Annotated in this window: 14 protein-coding genes; 11 read left to right on the top strand and 3 right to left on the bottom strand. The window is 68.2% G+C overall.

Annotation, left to right across the window (positions count from 1 at the left end; all coding sequences use genetic code 11):
- Positions 1-108 precede the first annotated feature (108 nt).
- Both MicroSTF_RS17375 and MicroSTF_RS17370 read left to right on the top strand, forming a co-directional pair.
- Entirely contained in the window at positions 109-1329 is a 1221-nt protein-coding gene (locus MicroSTF_RS17375) for a glycosyltransferase (protein WP_315073581.1), read from the top strand.
- Positions 1330-1415: 86 nt separating this feature from the next.
- Entirely contained in the window at positions 1416-2438 is a 1023-nt protein-coding gene (locus MicroSTF_RS17370) for a glycosyltransferase family 4 protein (RefSeq protein WP_297556979.1), read from the top strand.
- A gap of 27 nt (positions 2439-2465) precedes the next feature.
- Here MicroSTF_RS17370 and MicroSTF_RS17365 read toward each other — a convergent pair whose 3' ends face one another.
- The gene (locus tag MicroSTF_RS17365) at positions 2466-4436 is read right to left on the bottom strand and encodes a glycosyltransferase (protein WP_231924908.1); all 1971 of its coding nucleotides are present in this window, start codon (positions 4434-4436) and stop codon (positions 2466-2468) included.
- 221 nt (positions 4437-4657) lie between these two features.
- On the opposite strand from MicroSTF_RS17365, the gene MicroSTF_RS17360 reads away from it, so the two are divergent.
- The 9 genes from MicroSTF_RS17360 to MicroSTF_RS17320 all read left to right on the top strand — a co-directional run bounded on the left by MicroSTF_RS17360 (position 4658) and on the right by MicroSTF_RS17320 (position 19494).
- Positions 4658-5611, top strand: coding sequence for a glycosyltransferase family 2 protein (locus MicroSTF_RS17360; protein ID WP_021198749.1), 954 nt, complete (start codon positions 4658-4660; stop codon positions 5609-5611).
- On the top strand, positions 5602-6321 hold the full coding sequence (locus MicroSTF_RS17355) for a CDP-alcohol phosphatidyltransferase family protein (protein WP_021198748.1): 720 nt from the start codon (positions 5602-5604) through the stop codon (positions 6319-6321). The genes MicroSTF_RS17360 and MicroSTF_RS17355 overlap by 10 nt, the downstream gene beginning before the upstream one ends.
- A complete protein-coding gene (locus tag MicroSTF_RS17350) occupies positions 6318-6935 on the top strand; it encodes a hypothetical protein (RefSeq protein WP_021198747.1) in 618 nt (205 codons plus the stop codon). The genes MicroSTF_RS17355 and MicroSTF_RS17350 overlap by 4 nt, the downstream gene beginning before the upstream one ends.
- Positions 6936-7116: 181 nt before the next feature.
- On the top strand, positions 7117-7668 hold the full coding sequence (locus MicroSTF_RS17345; RefSeq protein ID WP_021198746.1) for a DUF4352 domain-containing protein: 552 nt from the start codon (positions 7117-7119) through the stop codon (positions 7666-7668).
- 86 nt (positions 7669-7754) lie between these two features.
- Positions 7755-12461 (top strand): PKD domain-containing protein, encoded by a 4707-nt coding sequence (locus MicroSTF_RS17340; protein WP_322957373.1) that lies wholly within the window; start codon positions 7755-7757, stop codon positions 12459-12461.
- 11 nt (positions 12462-12472) lie between these two features.
- Positions 12473-13783, top strand: coding sequence for a hypothetical protein (locus MicroSTF_RS17335; RefSeq protein ID WP_322957370.1), 1311 nt, complete (start codon positions 12473-12475; stop codon positions 13781-13783).
- Between the two features lie 55 nt (positions 13784-13838).
- Entirely contained in the window at positions 13839-15191 is a 1353-nt protein-coding gene (locus MicroSTF_RS17330) for a polysaccharide biosynthesis tyrosine autokinase (RefSeq protein ID WP_021198743.1), read from the top strand.
- 192 nt (positions 15192-15383) lie between these two features.
- A complete protein-coding gene (locus MicroSTF_RS17325) occupies positions 15384-18173 on the top strand; it encodes a right-handed parallel beta-helix repeat-containing protein (protein WP_322957366.1) in 2790 nt (929 codons plus the stop codon).
- A 10-nt stretch (positions 18174-18183) separates the two neighbouring features.
- Entirely contained in the window at positions 18184-19494 is a 1311-nt protein-coding gene (locus MicroSTF_RS17320) for a hypothetical protein (RefSeq protein ID WP_021198741.1), read from the top strand.
- Between the two features lie 45 nt (positions 19495-19539).
- Here MicroSTF_RS17320 and MicroSTF_RS17315 read toward each other — a convergent pair whose 3' ends face one another.
- On the bottom strand, positions 19540-20676 hold the full coding sequence (locus MicroSTF_RS17315; protein ID WP_322957362.1) for a glycosyltransferase: 1137 nt from the start codon (positions 20674-20676) through the stop codon (positions 19540-19542).
- A complete protein-coding gene (locus tag MicroSTF_RS17310) occupies positions 20673-21881 on the bottom strand; it encodes a glycosyltransferase (RefSeq protein WP_315073569.1) in 1209 nt (402 codons plus the stop codon). The genes MicroSTF_RS17315 and MicroSTF_RS17310 overlap by 4 nt, the downstream gene beginning before the upstream one ends.
- Positions 21882-21883 lie beyond the last annotated feature (2 nt).

The following is a 21883-nucleotide window of genomic DNA, read 5'->3' as shown; positions in this document are numbered from 1 at the left end:
TCAGTAATTCCCCAGTAAGCGGATCCCCATCCGCTTCGCGACTCCCACAGCCGCGGTTCGAAAGTCTAGCAGGTCCGGGTTTCCTCCCGCATAGGAACCCGTGGAACGATGGAGGCCGCACGCGATGCGCGTGGGGGACAGGGGGCGGACGTGGGGACACCGGTCACGGTCATCGTGCCGACGTTCAACGAGCGCGACAACATCGCCGAGCTCGTGGCACGGACTGCGGTCGCCCTCGAGGGGTGGGACGCCGAGATCCTGTTCGTCGACGACAGCACGGATGACACGGCGGCCGAGGTCGCGCGGGTGGCGGCAGATGCTCCGCTCCCCGTGCGCGTGATCCACCGATCCGAGAACACGGGCGGACTGGGCGGCGCCGTCGTCGTCGGGCTCGAGGCCGCGGCCTTCGACATCTGCATCGTGATGGACGGCGACCTGCAGCATCCGCCCGAACTCCTCCCCACCCTGCTCGCCCGGTATGCGCAGGGAGACGCCGATGTCGTCGCCGCGTCCCGCTACATCGGCGGAGGGGACACGAGCGGCCTCGGCACCGCTGTGCGCTTCGGCGTCTCCCGCGTCGCGACGTGGCTGACGCGGGCGATGTTCCCGATCCGTCTCGCCCGCAGCACCGACCCGATGACCGGGTTCTTCCTGGTCGATCGCGGTCGTCTCGACCTCTCGACGCTCCAACCCCGGGGTTTCAAGATCCTCCTCGAGATCCTCGCTCGCAACGATCTGCGCATCGCCGAGGTGCCGATGGAGTTCGCCGAACGTCGACACGGCACGTCCAAGGCGAGCATGCGTCAGGGGGCGATGTTCCTCGAGCACCTCGCGCGCCTGCGCTTCGGCAAGATGTCGTTGTTCGCACTGATCGGCGCGATCGGCGCCGCGGCCAACCTCGGGATCATGTGGGCGCTGACCGCCGCAGGGGTCCCGTACATCTGGGCGGCGATCATCGGTGCCGAGGTCACGATCATCGGCAACTTCGTGCTGCAGGAGCGCTTCGTGTTCGCCGATATGCGGACCGACGCGCGCGCCCTCGGCATCCGCTTCGCCAGCTCCTTCGCGTTCAACAACATCGAGGCCGCACTGCGGATCCCGGTGATGGCTCTGATGGTCGAGTCGTGGCACATCTCGAGCGTCGTCGCGACCGGCCTCTCGCTCATCGTGGCGTTCTTCGCCCGCTTCCTGTTCCACTCGCTCGTCGTGTACGCGCCTCAGCGGCGACGCAAGGGTGAGGGCGATGGCGCCGAGCCCCCGACGGACACCGCGGCCCAGCGCGTGATCCGTGCCATCGATGCCGAGGTGATGAAGCCCGGCGAGCTCTGAGGGCGGGGCTCCTTCCGGAGCCGGTTTCGAGGGCGCTCGGCGACTCCTCTCTTGCCAGGACGGGCGAGGGGGTCCATAGTGGGCTCGTGGAATCCGAGGGCGGTCCCTCGCTGTCTCTCACCTGGGCGCATCGTGTCGAACAGTCGGCGCGCACCTGGGAGCAGAGCCACGCCAGGGGAGAGGTGCCCAGCATCTGGCCGTATGGTCTCGATGCACTGCGTGACCACGCGGCGGTCGAGGTGATCGACCTCGCCCCGCCGGGCCGCGTCGCGCGAGCTCGTGCGCGATTGTCCATGGGGCCGCGCCCCGTCGACGGTCTCACGCTGACGTGGGATGAGAACACGGCCTATCGGATGCAGACGACCCACCCGCGGACCCGATTCGCCACCGGGGTGATCTGGCTCACGGATATGGCCGAGACCGGGGAGGCACCGGCACGGATGGTCGCGATGCTCGGCAGGGCAGAGGCCGCCTGGGTGCTCAGCGACGCACAGGTCGAACCCCTGCGAACGATGCTCGGGCACGGACCGACGCGCGTGTTCGCTGTCCCTTTCGGCATCGACAGCGCGTTCTTCGTCCCGAGGTCCTATCCGGACCGGCCGCGGATCGTGAGCGTGGGGAACGACCGCGACCGCGACCCCGCCACCCTCTATGCGGCGCTCGCCCGGGTCCTCGCCATCCGTCCGGAGACCGAGGCGGTGGTTCAGACGCGGTCGGATCTCGACCCGCCGGAGGGGGTCCGGGTCGTGCGGCACATGCCGCATGCCGACCTCCGCGACCTCTACGCCACCGCGAGCGTGGTCGTCATCCCGACCCGGCCGAACCTCCATGCCTCCGGGATGACGGTCGCACTCGAAGCGCTCGCAACGGCGCGTCCTGTCGTCGTCACCGATACCCCGGGGATGGAGCAGTACGTGAGCGAGGGGCGCACCGGCCACCTCGTTCGTCCGGAGGATCCTGCCGAGCTCGCCCTCGCGCTGCTCCGACTGCTCGACGATCCGGCGCATGCCGCCGAGCTCGGGCGGAACGGTCGGATCGAGGTGGAGCGGCGTTTCACGACGCAGATCATGGTCGCATCTCTCGTGCGAGGGCTGCTGGCCCCCGCCTGACGATGCGCCGGGTGCTGCCGAGGCGCCCTAGTGCTTGGCGCCGCGTCGCTTGACCCGCACGGCGGCGCGGAACGCGTCCGCGTGCGCGCGGCCGGCGTCGGCCCAGTCGCGGCGGGAGAGATCGGGCGAGCCCGTCAGCGTGGTCGCGGACCGCCACGCCTCGACGACGGTCGGCGCATCGAGATCGCCGTCGTACATCAGCACCCACTCCGGTCCGACTTCGCGTCCGAGAGCCTCGTTCGCCTCGTTGCGGGGGACGAGCACCGGTCGGTCCATCGACAGGGCGGCGAGGACGCTGCCCGAGTTGTGCATGAAACGGTAGGCCAGCACGATCAGGTCGGAAGAGGTCGCGAGCTGGACGAGTTCGGCATCGCTCAGGAAGTCGAGGTGGAGCTCGACGCCCGGGAGATCCGCGGTCCGCGCCCGGAGGTCGTCGCCGAGCTCAGGGGTGGACGGCCGCCCGCCGATCCGCAGGCTCAGCGCCGGCTCGACCGTCACGGCCTCGGCATAGGCGTCGATGAAGCCCTCCAGGCCCTTGTAGCGACGGATGCCGCCGAACGACCCCAGCTGCCCCGTCACCCGCTCCGCCGAGGGGAACTTCGCGTACCAGCCGCGGTAGTCGCCGTGCAGGATCAGGCTGTGCGGGGTGCCGGGGGCGAGCGGAGTGGTCTCGTTGATGACGATCCGGTAGTCGGTGTGGCGATCGATGAAACGCAGCAGCCACAGCCGAGGCGCGTTGTCGTCGGGGAGTTCGATGTTGTGCACGGTGCGCACCACGGCGATGCGACGGGAGAGGCGGTGTCGGAACACGAGCGCCGTCGTGAGGAGGAACTTGCCCGTGGACTTCCACCACGTGGAGCCGTGCAGCTTCGCCTCCGGCCAATGCCAGTGGAAGGCGTCGTAGCGTCCGAACAGAGCCGTCCCCCAGGAGAACCGCAGGCGGGTCAGGCCCTCCGTGGATCCGAGCGCCTCATCGAGCATCTTGTTGTACGGGTTCGTCGTCGGACGGGGGGCGCCCAACGATTGCATCACGCGGATGCTCGATGCGGTGTCGGTCATGGTCGTGTCATCCTCCGATGGGCGGCGGTACTCGTCATAGCGACGGCCGAGGGCGGCGGCGATGGTGCCGCGGCCGCGGTGCACGAGGCGGGTTCCTCTGGCGTGATGGGTGATGTTCGAGGTCAGTGTTCCGAAGATCCTGCGCAGGCCGCCGACGACGATCCGGGCCACGCCGCCCACCAGGGCCTTCAACCGCAGGATGCCGCGACGGATCTTCCCGTCGGTCAACATCAGCTGGATGCGGGTGCCGGCATTCGCGGAGCTGTATGCCCGTTGCGCCGCCCAGGCGCGGCTCAGGCGCGACGCGACGACGAGATCCTCTGTCTCCGATTCGTTGCACCACACGATCAGGCCGCCACGACGTGCGAGCTGCCGCGAGAAGAGCGTGTCCTCCCCACCGCCCAGACCGAGGGACGGATCGAAGCGCAGCCCGAGCCGACGGACGGAACGGAGGTCGAGCAGCAGGTTGCCCGCGGCGGCCACCTGCAGCACGGTGCCCGTCCGTCTCGGCGGTCGCCGGAACGTGCCGGACGCGAGCAGCCACGGGTCGACGTCCTCGTCGAAGACCGAGATCACGCGGCCCATCACGGCGTCCGCACCGTGTTCGCGCCAGACCTCGATGAGCGAGGAGAGCCATGCCTCCCGAGGGATCTCGTCGTCGTCGATGAAGGCGAGGAGATCGCGATCGGCGCTTTCATCCAGGATGCGGTTGCGCGCGGCGACGATCCCCGGTGCGGGTTCGACGACGTAGCGCACAGGGAGATCCGCGTCCGCGGCGATGCTCCGCGCAGAACCCGCGGGGTCGTTGTCGACGACCAGCACATCCACCGCGACTCCGAGGTCGGCGCATTCGGCGATGCGTGCGGGGAGCGTCCGGAGCAGGGCCGCCAGAAGCTCGGGCCTCCGGTACGTGGGTACGCCGATCGTCACAGTGATCATGTCGTTCGATTCCGGTCCCCTGCTCATCCGCCCCATCCCCATGGCAGTATCGCGCCTCGACTCCGACGCCGGCTCATCGTATCGTGAACCCCCTGATACCGATCTGCGGGGGCTGCTCTCGCGTATAGTCGTTGTCCTGGGAGTCGACGTCGGTCGCGACTCTGGGGAATTCGACCGACGACCCGAGGCGATCCGTGACCCGGATCCGGGGGGAGGATCGCGTGTCAATCGAGCACGGACGGCTTGCCGTCGTCGTCGTCAACTACGCCTCGGCGCGGCTTCTGCAACGCAATCTGGTGACCGTGGAGCGCGAAGCGCGGGCGATCGATCCCGACGTGCTCGTCCTCGTCGTCGACAACTGGTCGAACGCCGACGAACGGCGTGCCGCCGGCGAAGTCGCCGACGCGCACGGCTGGCTGCTGATCGAATCGGAATCGAACTCGGGTTTCGGCGGCGGCGTCAACATCGGTGTCACGCGCGCGCTCGCCGAGGGGGCGACCGACGTGCTCGTCATCAATCCCGATGCGCACATCGACCGCGACTCCCTGCGTCGACTCGCTTCCGTCACCGCAGCCTCACGCACCACGCTCGCTTCGCCGGTCATCACGGATTCCGATGGAAGAACCTGGTTCGCCGGCATCGACCTCCTGCTCGACGACGGCACCATGCGCGCACGTCGCAAGCGCGTCGACGGCGATGCGCAGCCGTTCGAACCTTGGCTGAGCGGGGCCTGCCTGTGGATCACGCGCGAAGTGTGGGAGCTCGCCGGCGGTTTCGACGACGACTACTTCCTGTACTGGGAAGACGTCGACTTCTCTCGCCGCGTGGTGTCCGCCGGCGGCTCGCTGATGCTCGTCGAAGACGCCAATGCGGTGCATGATGAGGGCGGCACGCAGCGCGCCGAACCCGAGACCTCCCGGGCGAAATCCGAGGGGTATTACTACTACAACATCCGCAACCGGATGCTGTACGCGGTGCGTCATCTCGACGATGCCGCGGTGCAGCGCTGGCGCCGGTCCATCCCCCGCACGGCCAGAGAGGTCATCCTCCGAGGTGGGCGACGGCAGCTGATCCAGTCGGCCGCACCGATCCGGGCCTATCTTCGCGGTGTCCGCGAGGCCCGTCGGATCGCGCGGACCCACGCAACGGTCCAGAAGGGCAGGAAATGGTCGTAGACGCATATCACCGTCTCGCGCGTGCGCAGAAGGGGCACGCCCGAGGGGCACCCGCGTACTCGGTGTACGTCAACCGTCGTATCGGGCGGGTGCTCGCCGCCGTGGCCTACCGGATCGGTCTCACCCCCAACCAGGTGTCGATCATCAGCGCGGTGCACTCGTTCGTCGCGATCGGACTGATCGCGTTCGGTCCCGTGAACGTGCCCATGGGGCTGCTGATCGCCCTCCTTCTGGTGCTCGGGTATGCCTGGGATTCCGCGGACGGCCAGGTCGCACGTCTGCGCGGCGGGGGAAGCCCCCAGGGCGAGTGGCTCGATCACTTCATCGACACGATCAAGATCGCCTCGCTCCATCTCGCCGTGCTCATCGGGCTCTACCGCGTCCTCCCCGAGACGCCTCTACTGCTGTTGATCCCGATCGTGTTCAGCATCGTGGCCACGACCACGTTCTCCGGAATGCTCCTCAACGACCTGCTCAAGGGAAAGCACGCGGTGGCGTCGACCCATGAGCGCGGCGGCGGGACACTGCTGCGGTCTCTCATCCTGCTGCCGACCGACTTCGGTCTCGTGTGCCTCGTGTTCGTCCTGTGGGGATGGACCCCGGCGTTCCTCGTCGGCTACGGCGCACTCTGCGCGGCCGCCGTCCTGTTCCTGGCACTCGCCGCGGTGAAGTGGTTCCGCGAGATCGGAAAGCTCGGGGAGGCCGCATGACCGACGAGAAGATCCTCGTGGTCTGCGCCGCCAACGTCTGCCGGTCGCCTCTGGCCGAACTCGCGTTGAGGCGGGGGCTCGGGGCGGATTCGCCCCTCTCGGTGAGCAGCGCGGGCATCCGAGCGAACGCGGGCGACCCGATCTGCTCGGCCGTGGCGTCGTTGCACGACGACGAGGAGTGGCAGGCCCAAGCCCGGGCGCACCGGGCGCGACCGGTCACGGTCGAGCAGATCGAGCAGGCGAGCATCGTGCTCACGGCTTCGCGCGACATCCGTGGCGAGCTGGTGCGACTGGCACCGCGGTCGCGTGACTGGATGTTCACGATAAAGGAAGCCGCTCACCTCGGTGAGGGCTTCGCGTCGTCGGCTCCGGATCGGGTGGCGGAATATGTCGCCCACCTCGACCGGGGTCGATCGAGAGCCGTTCCGTTGGCCGCGTCCGGAGGTGTCGGGACCCGCCTGCGGCAGCTCTTCGGAGGCCGCACGACCGTCGACCCGACGAGCATCGCCGATCGCCACGGAAGCCGCGGACACCTGGAGACGATCTCGGAGGTCGAGGCCTCCGTCGCGACCATCCTGGCGCAACTCGGAGGACATCGGCGACACTCTTCTTGAGCGAACACTTGCGATATCCCGGTCCTCGCACTACGATTAGCCGACGCCGCGTTCTACGCGGTTGAAGGGGACCCGAAGCCGAGGGGGCTTTGGGAACGGGGAATCTGGGTTCTGGGGAGCTGCAGTGTTCAAAGTTTCATCATGCCGTTCTGGGGACGGCTCTTCGCGCTCACGACGAGCGATGGTCGTCGCGCCGTTGGTGGCGCTCGCACTCGTCACGGCCGGCTGCACCGCAGCGCCTGGCGCGTCCGAGACGCCGGCGCCTGAAGGCACCAGCACCACCGACTGGACGCCGCCTTCCGACACGGAGACCGAAGGGCCCACCGAGGCTCCGGCGCTCACCGAGCAGAGCGGGGCGCTCGACGCACCGATCGCGCTCTCCACCGACATGGTGGTCACGATCGACAAGATCTCGACGACGACCATCAAGCCCGAGACGCCCGGCGAGTACGCCGGCTCCGCAGTCGTCGTCACGCTCTCCGTGTCCAACGACTCGAAGCGCGCGCAGAGCGTCGATTCCGCCGTCGTCAGCCTCGTCACGGACGACGGCGACATCGGCGTCTCGACCACCGCCGGTCCGAACGAGCCCCTGCAGGGCGAGCTCGCCGCCGGCGCGAAGGCCACGGGGACCTACGTCTTCATGCTCGACCCGACTCAGGGCCGCTCGGTGAAGATCAGCGTCAACTACGCCGCAGGAGAGCCGGTGGCGACGTTCGCCGGCCAGCTCTCCTGACGCGCACGCATTCTTTCGCATCACTTTCGGTTTTTCATCGCACTAACTCATTTTCGAAGAAGAAAACTGGCGGCTGGGGAGTCACTATGGGGAACACATCGACCACGAGGCGGGCGCTGAGCGCGCTTGCGTCTGTCGTGACGGCGGCATTGCTCGTCGCCGGCATGACGACACTGGGTGCACAGGCGGCGTCGGCAGACGTCCCGTCGACACCACCGCCCCTGCTGCAGCGCGACGACAACGTCGTCACGTCGGATCCGATTCCGACCGTGCAGATCGACAACGGCTACGTCTGGTCTCAGACGACCATCGGTTCGACCGTGTACGCGGTCGGCAAGTTCGACAACGCCCGTGCGCCCCTGGCTGCCCCGGGAACGAGCCTGACGGCGCGTTCGAACGTTCTCGCCTATGACATCAACACCGGCCAGCTGCTGTCGTTCGCCCCGCAGGTGAACGGCGTGATCAAGGCTGTCGCCGCCTCGCCCGACGGAAGCCGCATCTACATCGGCGGCTCCTTCAACTCGGTCAACGGTCAGGCGCGCTGGAACTTCGCGGCCCTCGACGCCGTGACCGGTCAGCTCGTCCCCGGATTCTCGCCGTCCATCGGCGGCAGCGGCGTCTACGCGCTGGCCACCTCGGGATCGAGCGTCTACGTCGGCGGCCTGTTCACGCAGGGCAACGGAACGGCTCGCAAGAACCTCGCCGGCTTCAACGCCGCCAACGGTGCCCTGCTGAGCTGGGCACCGCAGACGGACCTCCAGGTCGACGCGATGGTCATGGACCCCGCGGGTCAGAACGTCATCGCCGCCGGCCGCTTCTCGCAGGTGAACGGCGACCTGACCATGCGCGGCACCGTCGCGCTGGACAAGACGACCGGTGCCGTCGACTCGTCGTGGGCGCTCCCGCAGACGGTCAAGAACGGCTCCAACACGGGCAGCAACTCGGGCAAGGCCGGCATCTTCGGACTCGCCGCCGATGCCACGGCCGTCTACGGCACCGGCTGGGTCTACGCCGACGCCGCCACGGGAAACCTCGAGGGCACGTTCGCGGCGGAGGCCGGAACCGGACAGGTCCGCTGGATCGCCGACTGCCTCGGCGACCACTACGGCGTCTACTCGACCGGCAAGGTCGTCTACACGACCAGCCACACGCACGCGTGCGGCACGATGAACCTGCACCCCGAGCAGAACCCGCGCACGCACCGCTACTCCGAGGCGTACACGGCCGATGCCCGCGGTTCGCTGGGCAACCAGCCCGCAGCCGGCGGCACCTACAAGAACTGGGCGGGCACCCCCGCGCCGTCTCCCTACGCCTGGACGCCCGACTGGGCCGTCGGCGTGACGACGGGCCTGGGTCAGGCCGGACTCTCCATCACCGGCGCCGGCAACATGATCTCGATCGGCGGCGAGTTCCGCTCGGTCAACAACGGTCGATTCGAGGGCCTCGTGCGCTTCTCGACGAACCCTCCGGGCGGAGCCAAGGACGGACCCCGCCTCGCCGCGGCCAACTGGACAGGCACTGCGCAGTCGTTCATTCCGGGTCGCGTCCGCGTCTCGATCCCGGCCAACTGGGACCGCGACGACCTGACGCTCACGTATGAGCTCCGTCGCACGGGCACGGCGATCCCTGTCGCCACGACCACGGCGAACGGAACCTGGTGGAACCGACCGGCCGTCATCCTCGAAGACAAGACCGCCACGCCGGGGTCGCAGCAGGAGTACACGGTCGTCGCGAAGGACGGCAACGGCAACACCGTGAGCAGTCAGGCGATGTCCGTGACCGTCGCATCGGGCACGGTCTCGAGCTACACCAACGCGGTCATCACGGATAACCCGCAGCTGTACTACCCGTTGGGCACCGCGCCGCAGGACTGGGCGGGGGCGAACCCGCCGGTGTTCGGCTCGGGCGTGACGTCGTCGACCTCCGGTGTCGAGAACACCGCCACCGGTGCCTCGACCTTCTCCGGAACGAGCACGGGACGAATCTCGTCGACCGACAAGATCGCCGCCCCGACGGAGTTCTCGACCGAACTGTGGTTCAAGACGAACACGACGACCGGTGGGAAGCTTCTCGGCTACGGGAACGCGGCCTCGGGTGACTCCACGAGCTACGACCGTCATCTCTACATGACGAACAACGGTCGGCTGGTCTTCGGCACGTACAACGGCAGCACGCAGACCGTACAGAACTCCACGGCGTTGAACAACAATGCGTGGCACCATGCTGTGGCCACGCAGAGCGCTGCCGGCATGAAGCTGTACATCGACGGCGCTCTCGTCTCATCGGCAGCCGGTGCGACCACTGCCGAGAACTACGTCGGCTACTGGCGCGTCGGCGGGGACAACCTCAACGGCTGGCCGTCCGCGCCGAGCTCGATCAACTTCAAGGGTGCGCTCGACGAGGTCGCGGTCTACCCCTACGCGCTGACCGCCGCACAGGTGCAGACGCACTACGGCATCGGCAAGGGCTTCCAGCCGCCGACCGCCGCCTTCACCGCGACGCCGACCGATCTCGCGGTGGCGTTCGACGCCAGTGCATCCGCACCGACCGGCTCGGCCACGATCACCGGCTACAGCTGGGACTTCGGTGACGACTCGGCGACGGCCACCGGCCAGACGGTCTCGCACACCTACACCGCCGCGGGAACCTACACGGCCAAGCTCACGGTCACGGACAGCAACGGGCTGGCCACCACGACCGAGAACCCGGTCGTGGTCCAGGCGGCGAATGTGCTGCCCACCGCCTCCTTCGAGGTCACGGGCACCGGTCTCTCGGTCTCCGCCGATGCCTCCGCCTCCACCGACTCCGACGGCACGATCGCGTCGTACGACTGGAACTGGGGCGACGGATCGACGTCGAGCGGCCAGGTCGCCAGCCACGTGTACGCCTCGGCGGGCACGCGCACGGTGACCCTGACCGTCACCGACAACCGTGGTGGCACGGCGACCACCACGCGTGAGGCCGTCACGACCCATGCGAACCCGGTCGCGACGTTCACATCGACAGCGTCGGGGATTAACGTCGACGTCTCGGCCGCAGGGTCGAGCGCGTCCGACGGGGCGACGCTCTCCTACTCCTGGAACTGGGGCGACGGAACGCCCGCGGGTACAGGGGCGACCGCCGGCCACACGTACACCCAGCCGGGTGCGCATGACATCACCCTCACGGTCACCGACAGCCTCGGCGGCTCGGCGAGCGTCACGAAGTCCGTGACCGTTCAGGCGCAGGTGTTCGCAGCATCCGACTCGTTCGGTCGCGTCGTCTCGAGTGGCTGGGGCGCGGCTGATGTCGGCGGCACCTGGGCACCCATGAGCGGTTCGGCCGCCGTCACCTCCGTCGCCGACGGGGTCGGCAAGGTGAATCTCACCCCGGGCGAGACTCGCGAGATGCTGTTGCAGGGCACGTCGCTCCTCGACACATCGGCGCGGATCACCTACTCGCTGGCCTCCGGACCGTCGACGGGTGTCGCGTACGAGGGACTCGGCGCACGTCGCTCCGGTTCGAACGGCTACCGTGCGCTCGCATGGCACCGTGCGGACGGCACCACGTGGCTCGTGATCCACCGCAACGGAACGGCCATCGCCAGCACCGCGGTCGCCGGTCTCACGTGGACCGCGGGAAGCACTTTCAACCTCGCCATGGAGACCACGGGTTCCGGAACCACGACGATCCGCGCGAAGCTGTGGGCGGCCGGCGCTGCAGAGCCCGCTAACTGGCAGCTCTCGACCACGGATGCGACGCCGGCCCTCCAGGCCGCCGGAGCCCCGACGGTGTTCTCCTACCGAGCCGGCAGCGCGACCGGCACCAACCTCGCGAGCTTCGACGACTTCACGCTGAAGAACCTCGGAGCCGCGACACCGCAGCCCGAGCCGCAGCCCGAGCCTCAGCCGACGAACGTCGCGCCGACCGCCGCGTTCACGGCGACGGCCACGGGCCTGACCGTCAACGTCAACGGCGGAGCGTCGACCGACTCGGACGGCACCATCGCCTCCTACGCCTGGAACTTCGGAGACGGAACGACAGGCACCGGAGCGACGAGCTCGCGGGCGTACACGGCGGCGGGCACCTACACGGTGACCCTCATGGTGACGGACGACAAGGGCGCGACCAACACCGCCACCCAGCAGGTCACGGTCACGGCACCTCCTGTCGAGCCGCAGCCTGAGCCCAACCCGGCAGCGCTGGCGAGCGATGAGTTCGACCGCACCGCTGGTCCCGGCTGGGGGAGCGCGGTCACCGGCGGTGCCTGGAGCATCGCCGGAGGCTCGCAGGCGGCGGCGACCGTCGCCGACGGCCAGGGCAAGCTGAGCCTGGTCGCCGGAGACACCCGTCATGCGACGCTCAACACGACGTCGATCGGTGATGCCCTCCTCGAGACGCAGTTCCGCGTCGATCAGGCTCCCGCCGCGGGTGGCGCCTACATCGGAGTCATCGCCCGTCAGACGGCCGCGGGGAAGTACTTCGCCCGCGCGTGGCTCCGTCCCGACGGAACCGTGTGGCTCGTGGTCCACCGTGAAGGGACCGTGGTGCTCACGCAGGCCGTGCCCGGGCTGGTCTGGGCGGCGAACACGTCGTACAGCCTGAAGGTGTCGGTCACCGGGTCGACCTCGACCGCCATCTCGGCGAAGATCTGGGCGACGGGTACCACCGAGCCGGCGAACTGGCAGATCAACGCGACGGATGCGACGCCGCTGGCTGCGGGAGCGGTCGGCCTCAGCGGCAACCGGTCGGGCAGTTCGACGGCGCCTCTGAACGTCTCGTTCGATTCGTTCCGCGTCACCGCGCCCCAGTAAGATCCTGACGCATGGCCACTGCTGTTCCGATCGCGCTCCTCGCCGTCGGAGGAATCGCAGCAGTGGCCATCGTCGTGTTCGTGCTCCGGCTGATGCCGCGCACCGCTTTCGTGGCCTGGGCGTGCGTGCTCTTCTTCGTGCCGCTCTGGGTCGGCGTGAACGTCGGCTTCTACTGGGCGGCGATCACGCTGCTCACGGCTTTGATGATCATCGTCAACTGGTCCGTCGTCCCTCTGCGCGCCGCGGATGCCTGGGTCGTGGCGTTCATCATCGTCATCGTCGGACTGTACGGCTTCGGCTCGGTGGACCTTCCGTCTCTCGTCGCCGCGCTGCTCGAGTGGGTCATCCCTTACCTCTGGGGGCGCGTCGTCCTCGCCCGCATCGCGCCGGGGTGGGTCACGTCGACGATCGCCGTGGTCGCGATCATCGCCGCGGTCCTCGGCATCGTCGAGTTCTTCACGTCGTTCAACCCGTTCGTGCTGATCCCGGGATCGGGCGTCATCTACGACACCTGGAGCCCTCTGCAGGAACGCGGCGGGGTCTTGAGGGTGGAAGGCGCGTTCGGGCATTCGATCGCCCTGGGAGCGGCCCTGGCGATGTCGTCGGCGTTCATCGTGGCGACGAAGTGGCGTCTGGTCCCGAAGATCGGCGGCGTCGTACTCATCGCCGTGGCGACGGTCCTGACGTTCAGTCGCGCGGGTCAGCTCACCCTCGTGCTCACTCTGGTGCTGTCCACGTTCCTGATCGTCGGGGTGTCCACCCGGTTCCGGGTCGCGATCGTCACCGCCGGCGTCATCGGCACCGTCATCGCGATCCCGATCATCGACTCCGTCTTCGGGGCGGCGGGCGATGAGGCCGGCGGCAGCGCGGACTATCGGACCGACCTCCTCGTGCTCCTCCAGCAGGTGCAGCTCTTCGGCAATCCGGGAGACTGGCATTCGCTCGTCTCGGGTGACTACTACCTCGGCTACTTCGCGCGCTCCGTCGACAACGCCCTCGTCCTCACCCTGCTCCGCTACGGCTACGTGCCGACCCTGCTGATCATGGCGGCGATCGTCTGCGCGGCGATCATGACCGTGCGACGTTCGACCCGGAGCCCGGCGTCCATCGCCGTCGTGGGGCAGCTGCCGAGCCTCGTGGTGGTCGCACTGATCACGCAGTACAGCATGTTCCTCTGGTTCTGCGTGGGGCTCGCGATCACGTGGGCCCGCGACGCCGACGCGCTCGGTGGAAGGCGCGAGGGACCTGTGGAGATACGGCGGGGATCGCTCGAGACTTCGCGCCAGCCCCGTGGCGCCGTGGAGCGCCCTGCACAGTCATGAAGTCGTGGAATCGAACACTCCTCTAGAATCGAAGTCTGAGGGGGAATGGGGAGTCATGGGCGAGAGCCGGGTGAGTCTGCGCGTCATCGCCAGCTCGTTGCGCAAGTTCTGGTGGATGGTCGTGCTCTTCGGGGTCGTCGGGGCCGCGGGCTCCTACGGGTATGCCTCGCTGCAGACCCCGCTCTTCCAGGCGACGACCTCGCTTTACTTCGCTCTCAATCAGGGCACCAGCGCCTCCGACCTCAACCAGGGCTCTGTGTACACGCAGAGCCAGATGCTGTCCTTTGCGCAGCTCGCGACGAGCTCGCGGGTGCTCGATCCCGTCATCGAGGAGCTCGGTCTCGACACGACGCCGCGCGCTCTCGCGCGTGACATCGAGGTCACGATCCCGCAGAGCACCGTGACGCTGCGCATCACAGGGATCACCGATGACGCGAAGGCGGCCGCCGAGCTGGCCGACGCCGTGGCCGAACAACTCATCATCGTGGTCAAGGATGTGGCGCCGAAAGACCCACAGGGCGAATCCACGATCACCGCTCAGGTGATCGATGATGCCGTCGTGCCCGAGTTCCAGTTCACACCGAGCAAGCCTCGCGACGCTCTCCTCGGAGGCTTCCTGGGTGGCGTCCTCGGACTCGCCATCGCGGCGTTGATCGGTGTGCTCGACACCCGCATGCGCACCGAGGAGACGCTGACCGAGGCGGGCGGCGACCCTGTGCTGGGCGTCGTCTCGAAGTCTCCGCTGCTGGCCATGCGCGGTATCGCTGTGGCCCAGGAGCCGCTGGGCCACACCTCCGAGGAGTTCCGTCGCATCCGCTCGGCGCTCGCCTACGCGAACGTCTCCTCACGGGTGAAGGTGCTGCTGGTGACGTCGGGCATGCCGTCCGAGGGCAAGTCGACCGTCTCGGTGAATCTCGCCATGACGCTCGCCGGGCTGCGCAACTCCGTCCTGCTGATCGACGCCGATATGCGGCGGCCGCGGGCTCACGAGCACGCCGGCATCGACGGCTCGATCGGACTCACGAGCGTGCTGCTCGACGAGGTCGAGTTCGAGGTGGCCAAGCACAGCGTGGCAGACAGCACACTCGACATCCTCCCCGCCGGCACCATCCCGCCGAATCCTGCGGAGTTGCTCACCTCCGCTCGCATGGCGCAGCTGCTCGACTTCGCTGCGGCGGAGTACGACTACGTCGTGATCGATTCTCCGCCCATCCTGAGCGTGGCGGACGCGAACCTCTTCGCCACCCAGACCGACGGCGTGATCCTCGTGGTCGACGCGACCAAGACCCGTCGCGCCGCCCTCGCGAAGAGCGTCAAGTCGCTCGAATCGGGTGGCGCGCGCATCCTCGGCACCGTCCTGAACCGTGCTCGTCCGGATCGACACCGTAGCGAGTACTACAGCGACTGACGCGATGCCTCGACGCGGAGACACCGCGCAGGCGACGGAGTATATCGGTGTGACGCTGTGTTCGTTTGTCTTTGCCCCGGTAGCCGGGTATTCTTCATGAGTTGCGAGGGGGACTCGCTCTTTGCTGCCGGGGTCTAAACTGCGGCGGAGATGCGGGGTGATCATGAATCTGCCCCAGAAGACGGTGACATCGTGTCCACTCCGTTCCTCGATCTCGCATCACGCGAGTCCGCGACTCCGCCTCGGCGACGCTCTCGAAAGCTCCTCGCAGGTGCACTGACGGCCACCCTTGCGCTCACTGCCGCGCTGACAACCGTTCCGTCGTCGGCATTGGCCGACGACGCCGTGACTCTCGCACAGTCCCAGGCATCGGCGGACACCCCGGTCATCGACGATGACATGGATCGCGCCGTCGGCTCCGGATGGGGCTCGTCGCCCGAGGGGCCCTGGCGCGTCGTGGAGGGAACGGCGAGCGTGACAGGCGCGCAGGCCCTGCTCGCGAGCCGTAAGCCCGGAATCACCGCCCGAGCGACCGTCGACGGTGTCGCCGCGACCGACGTGGACAGCCGCTTCTCGCTGACCGTCCCCGAGCTTCCGGTGGGAGGGCCGCTCTACCTCTCCCAGGCTGTCCGCGTGTCCGGTGCCGACTCCTATGGGGTGCGTGTGCGCGTGCATCCCGACGGCTCTGCCTATGTGTCGATCGTGCGTCTCACGGACCTCATGCGCGTGCAGCACCTCAGCGAACGCAGACTCCCCCTCACGGTGACGGGCGACACCACGCTGACCGTGGCACTCAGCGTCACCGGCACGAGCCCGGTGGAGTTGGGCGCCAAGGCCTGGGAATCGGGCGCTGCGGAGCCGACTGACTGGCAGGTGACGTACTCCGACGATTCGGCTGACCGGATCCAGGCGGCGGGTGGCTATGCCTTCTCGCTCTACACGTCTTCGGGTGCTCGGACCGCCGTTCCGGTCGGAATCGACGACGTCTCAGTCACCACTCCCACCACGGTGCCGGAACCTTCCACCGAGCCCACGCCTGCGCCGGAGCCGACGCCTGCGCCGGAGCCGACACCTGCGCCGGAGCCGACGCCTGCGCCGGAGCCCACGCCTGCGCCGGAGCCCACGCCTGCGCCGGAGCCCACGCCTGCGCCGGAGCCGACGCCATCCCCGTCGCCCGAGCCGACGGCCTCGCCGACTCCGGCTCCTACGCCGAGTCCGACGCCGACGCCGACTCCGACGCCGACGCCGACTCCGACACCGGTGCCCGAGCCCGAGCCGGTGCCGCCGGGAACGCCGGAGGGCGTGCGCGGGACTCCCGGTGCCCATGCGCCCGGAACGCTCGCCTACGACGCCCCGGCGACGGCGGTCTATGTCTCTCCCTCGGGAGTCGACGGAGCCTCGGGAACCAAGAACTCGCCCGTCAAGACGGTCGCTGCCGCGCTGCGCGTCGTTCCGAACGGAGGGACGATCGTCCTGCGCGGCGGTTCCTACCACGAGGAGATCGTGGTGCCCGCGCAGAAGCGGGTCACGATCCAACCGGCACCGAACGAGTCGGTCTGGCTCGACGGTGCGAAGCCGGTCACGGGGTGGAAGGCCTCGGGACGCACATGGGTCGTCGAGGGCTGGAACACGGCTCTCGACGCCAGTCCGACCTACACCAAGGGGGCGCCGGACAACACTCAGGCCGAGTGGCGCTTCGTCGATCCGGCCCACCCGATGGCCGCACACCCCGACCAGGTCTGGGTCGCCGGGGTGCAGCTGCGGGAGGTGGCCTCTGCATCGCAGGTCTCGGACGGCACCTTCTTCGTCGATGATGCGGCCAAGCGCCTGGTGATCGGAACGAACCCCACGGGCGCATCCGTCGAGGCGAGCGTGCTCACGCAGGCTCTGTCGATCCGCTCGGCAGGCAGCGAGGTGCGTGGAATCGGCGTGCGCCGCTACGCCACCAGCGTTCCGCAGATGGGCACCGTGATCGCGGCAGCCCCGAACGTCGCGCTCACCGACGTGACCATCCGCGACAACTCGACGACGGGCTTCTACTCGTGGGCCCCCGGGACGACGCTGACCCGCGTGTCGTTGATCGGGAACGGCCTGCTCGGAGGAGGGGCTTCGCAGGCGGATGGGCTCAGAGTGACCCAGATGCTCTCGGTGGGCAACAACATGGAGCACTTCAACGATTCCCCGGTCTCCGGCGCCTTCAAGGTCACGCGGACTCGCGGGGTGACGGTGACGGACAGCGCATTCACCGGCAACGACGGACGAGGACCGTGGTTCGACGAATCGGTGCTCGACATCGCGTTCACAGGCAACGACGTGATCGGCAACACCGGCCACGGCGTCATGGTCGAACTGTCGGAGCGGGCCGTGGTGGCCGACAATGTCATCGCCCGAAACGGCGAGTTCGGGCTGTTCGTGCTCAATTCCGGCAATGTGAAGATCTGGAACAACACCTTCGTCGGCAACGGCAACCGGAACATCAGCATCGGGATGGATGCCCGACGCGCGTCCGACCCGAACACGCCTGGCCACGACCCGCGCACACGGTACGCGCCGCAGGCCTCCTGGATCGTGCGCAACGTCGTGATGTCGAACAACGTCATGGCAGAGAGCGCCGGAAACTGCCTGGTCTGCGTGCAGGACTTCTCCATGCAGTACACCGGGTCCCAGATGGTGTCGAGCGTCAACGGGAACCTCTACCAGCGCACATCGCCGGGGACGCCCCGATGGTTCTCCGCGTGGTCGAAGGGATCGGTCTCCAGGGACCCCGCCGTGAGCGATACGCTCGCCGGGTTCACGGCCACGACGGGTCAGGACCGTCGTTCGCAGTTCATCGAGGGTGCTCCGGTCGTCGATGGCTCCTTCGCGCTGCTTCCGCCGTTCGCCGCCGCCCAGGGCTCAGTTGCCGTCCCGGTGCCGTCTGATATCGCCTCAGTATCACGACTCCCCGGCAGCAGCACGACGCTGGGGGCCCTGCCCCGGTGACGATGTAAGCATGGGCTCTCTTCTCGCCGTCGGCGCGCGTGCGCTGACGATGGTCATCGCGCTGGTCTGTGGCGTCCTCACGACCCGGATGATCATCGGCGGTGCCGGCGTCGACAGCTTCGCCCTGTACACGCTGCTGACGACGATCCCCTCTCTGCTCACGTTCACCGACCTCGGCAGCGGGGCGGTTCTGGTCAACGCGGTCGCGACGAGCGAGAACGTGCGTACAGACGAGAAGCTGCGATATCAGCTCACATCGGTCGGCCGCGTTCTGCTGATGTTCGCGGCGACGGCGATGGCGATCAACACGATCCTCGTGCTCACCGGAGCCTGGGAGCTGGTGTTCGGCGAAGCAGGCGGTCGCCCCGGCGCTTCGCTGGCCGCGTTCTACTGCGTCACCATCTTCTGCCTCGGCATCCCCCTCGGGGTCTGGGCGCGGATCATGCTGGGGCAGCGCCGCAACCACATCGTCATCCTCCTCCAGGGCCTGATCTCACCCCTGACCATGACCGGTGTCTGGCTGATGCTGACGTTCGGCGGTGAGAACCTTCACTCCTTCGTCGCCATCGCCTCTTTCGCGGCCTCCTTCATCGTCTCGCTGCTCGGCATCCTCATCACGGCGCGCACGACGTCCCCCCTGATTCCCGCGGCTGCGCGGATGGTCCTGCGCCCTCGGCGGTATCCGGGAGTCCGGGTGATGGACGTGGGGTGGCCGATGCTGGCGCAGATGGTGACCTATCCCATCGCCGTGGGTTCCCAGCGGTACGTGATCGCCCAGCTCGGTGGTCCCACCGATGTGGCGGAGTACGGAGTGGCGGGACAGGTCTTCTTCGCGCTCAACGGACTGGTGATGGCGGGTGGTCTCGCGCTCTGGCCCCATTTCGCGAAGAGTCGCCACGACGGCGATCTCCGGCGCGGACCGTTCCTGCTGTCGGTCCTGTTCGCGTCCGCCATCGCCGTCGCGACCGTGATGGTGTGGCTCGTCGGTCCGTGGCTGTTCGGCTTCATCACGCAGGGTGAGCTCACCGTGCGGCCGAGCACGATCTTCGCGTTCGGTCTGATGATCATGATGACCGCGGCGGTGTACCCCCTGGGCATGTTCATCATGGACAAGCCGGGAATCCGCTTCCAGGTGATCCCCACGCTGAGCATGGCCGCCGTCGGCATCACGCTCTCGTTCGTGCTGACCCCGGTGCTGGGGATCGCGGGACCGTTGATCGGCGTCGCCTTCGCGCTCGTCGTCTGCCAGCTGATCCCGTTCTCGATCTACATCGTCCGGAACAAGAAGCGGCTGACGGTCGGAGATCTCGACCCGGTGTAGTCCGATCCGGGCGGATCGACGCCGGAGACAGTGTGTCGGCGGCCGTCAGCGCAGGACGTGCGCTGTGATGCTCGAGCGATAGACAGCGGGAGCGTGTCGACGGAGTGCCTCTGCGCGGCTGTCCGCGACGCTCGAGACCATCTCGTCCCAGCGGGTGTCGATATCGGTCAGGGCCGTTGCGATGGAGTCGGGGTCGCCCGCGGTGACGAGCTGCGCAGTGCCGTAGCCGCCTGCTGCTTCCCGAAGACCGCTGCTGTCGCTGGCGATCACGGGGCGCAGGGCGAGGATCCCCTCGACGGCGGTGTTCCCGAAGGGCTCGTCGATCCGCGAGGGGACGAGGAGCACATCGGTCTTCTCCAGGAACGGCCAGATGTCGGTGTGGAACCCGGCGAAGTCGACGGAGACCCCGGCATCGGCTGCCTGTGCCCGCAACTCGGCCTCGAACCACTCGTAGCCTTCGAAGACCGCGCCGAGAAGGGTCACGTCCACAGCGCGTCCGGCGGCGTGCAGTCGGGAAGCCGCCTCGATCACGAGATCGGGCCCCTTGCGAGGGGAGAGACGTCCGATGTAGAGCACACGGAGCGGCCCGTCGGTGTGGGGGCGGGGCGATACCGGATGCGGGGGAGAGGCGACGCCGTTGTAGACGACGTGTGAGCGCCGGGCGAGGGCGGGCAGCGCGGCGTGGATCGTGTCCAGACTGAATCGGCTGTTCACCAGGGTGCGGTGGGAGGCCAGGTGTGGGGAGTAGAGGATGCCGTTGACGAGCCGGTTTCCCGAAGCCTCGGCCTCATGGACGTGGCTCACCGTTCGGATGCCCCGCAGCCGGGCGATCAGCGGCCATTCGGGGATGATGATCGTCGACACGTAGACGACGTCCGGGCGTAGGTGGCCGAGCAGGCGCCACGCGGCACCGAGGCCACGGAAGGTGTCACGGAAGAGTTTGGGCAGCCCTCGGGGCGTCAGGAGGACCTTGCGCAGCACGAGCATCGGGACGATGACGACCTCGACCCCGGCAGCACGCAGTTCCTTCACGAGGAGCCCGGAGCTCGGAAGGGCGACGACGACGCGCGCCCCGGACTCGACCAGGCCGATCGCGCTCTCCAGAAGCATGCGGTCGGAACCGAACAGCTCGGCACCCGGATGCACGAGCAGGACGGTGCGCTGCCCTCCGTTGCCGCTCATGAGCCGTCCGCTCCGGCGTCCGCCGCGGCGGGAGCGGGGGCCCAGTCCGTCTGTCGGCGACGTGCTCGTCGCGCCGATGGGTGGATGGTCGCACGCTCGGCGATCCGATGCGCGAGCGTTTCGTACTCGTCCGCGACGTCGTCCCAGCGGAACCGGGTGCGGGCGATCTCCCGCACCGCCGTGCCCCGTGCCGCGGCGAACGCCGGATCGGCCTCGGCCGCCACGACGTGCGCAGCGACATCGGCGGCGTCGGCGAAGAACCACCCGTTGCCGTCGAGTACTTCGCGGTTGAAGGGAACGTCGAAGCCGATCACGGCGGTCCCGGCCCCCATGGCCCGAAGGAGCGAGGGATTGGTCCCGCCCACGGAATGTCCGTGTACGTAGGTGAGCGCATTCGCGTACAGTGCGTCGAGCAGTTCCTGGTCGTACACGCCACCGACGAGGCGGATCCGTTCGTCGCCATCGGCCACGCGCTGTATCTCCTGGGTGTATCCCGCGCTGTACGGCGCGGAGCCCACGACCACGAGAGGGAGCTTCGCGTCGCTGTCGCGGTAGCCCTCCACGATCTCCAGCACGTGATTCTCCGGCTCGAACCGCGCCACGACGAGGTGATAGCCCTTCGTGCTGAGCCCCATCTCGGCCACGCTGCGTTCGGGAAGCTCGTCGAGGATGGGGGCGCCGTAGCGGATGAGTTCGGTGGGCACATCGAACTGGTGCCGGTAATAGTCGGCGATCCCCGGCGCATCGGCGATCAGAGCGTCTGCCGTGCGTACCCCGAACTGCTCGGCCCAGCGGTAGTAGGCCTTGCCTCGTGGCCCCCATTTGGAGCGTCGCCATTCGAGACCGTCCATGTGCAGCGCGACCGGTGCACGACGCAGCCGGAAGAGGGGCAGGAACGGCGAGTTGGCCGCGTTGAAGACGAACGTCGCGTCGGGACGCCGGCGGAACACGAGGTGCAACGCCGACAGCCCGGTGTGGCTCAGCGTCTCGATCTGCTTCACGGGGACGGCAGGAAGATGCACGACCCTCATGCCGAGGTACTCCTTCTCACGCCGCTCGGAGCCGCGGGTGTACACGACGACATCGTGTCCGCGGTCCGCGAGTCGGCGTCCGACCTCTTCGATGGCGGTTTCGAAACCGCCGTAGGCCGCGGGCACTCCTCGGGTCCCCACCATCGCGATGGTGAGGCGGTTCGAATTGCTCATCC

This window comes from Microbacterium sp. STF-2, from assembly GCF_034650155.1.
Taxonomy (GTDB): Bacteria; Actinomycetota; Actinomycetes; order Actinomycetales; family Microbacteriaceae; genus Microbacterium; species Microbacterium maritypicum_A.
This window is presented reverse-complemented; position numbering and strand designations above follow the sequence as displayed.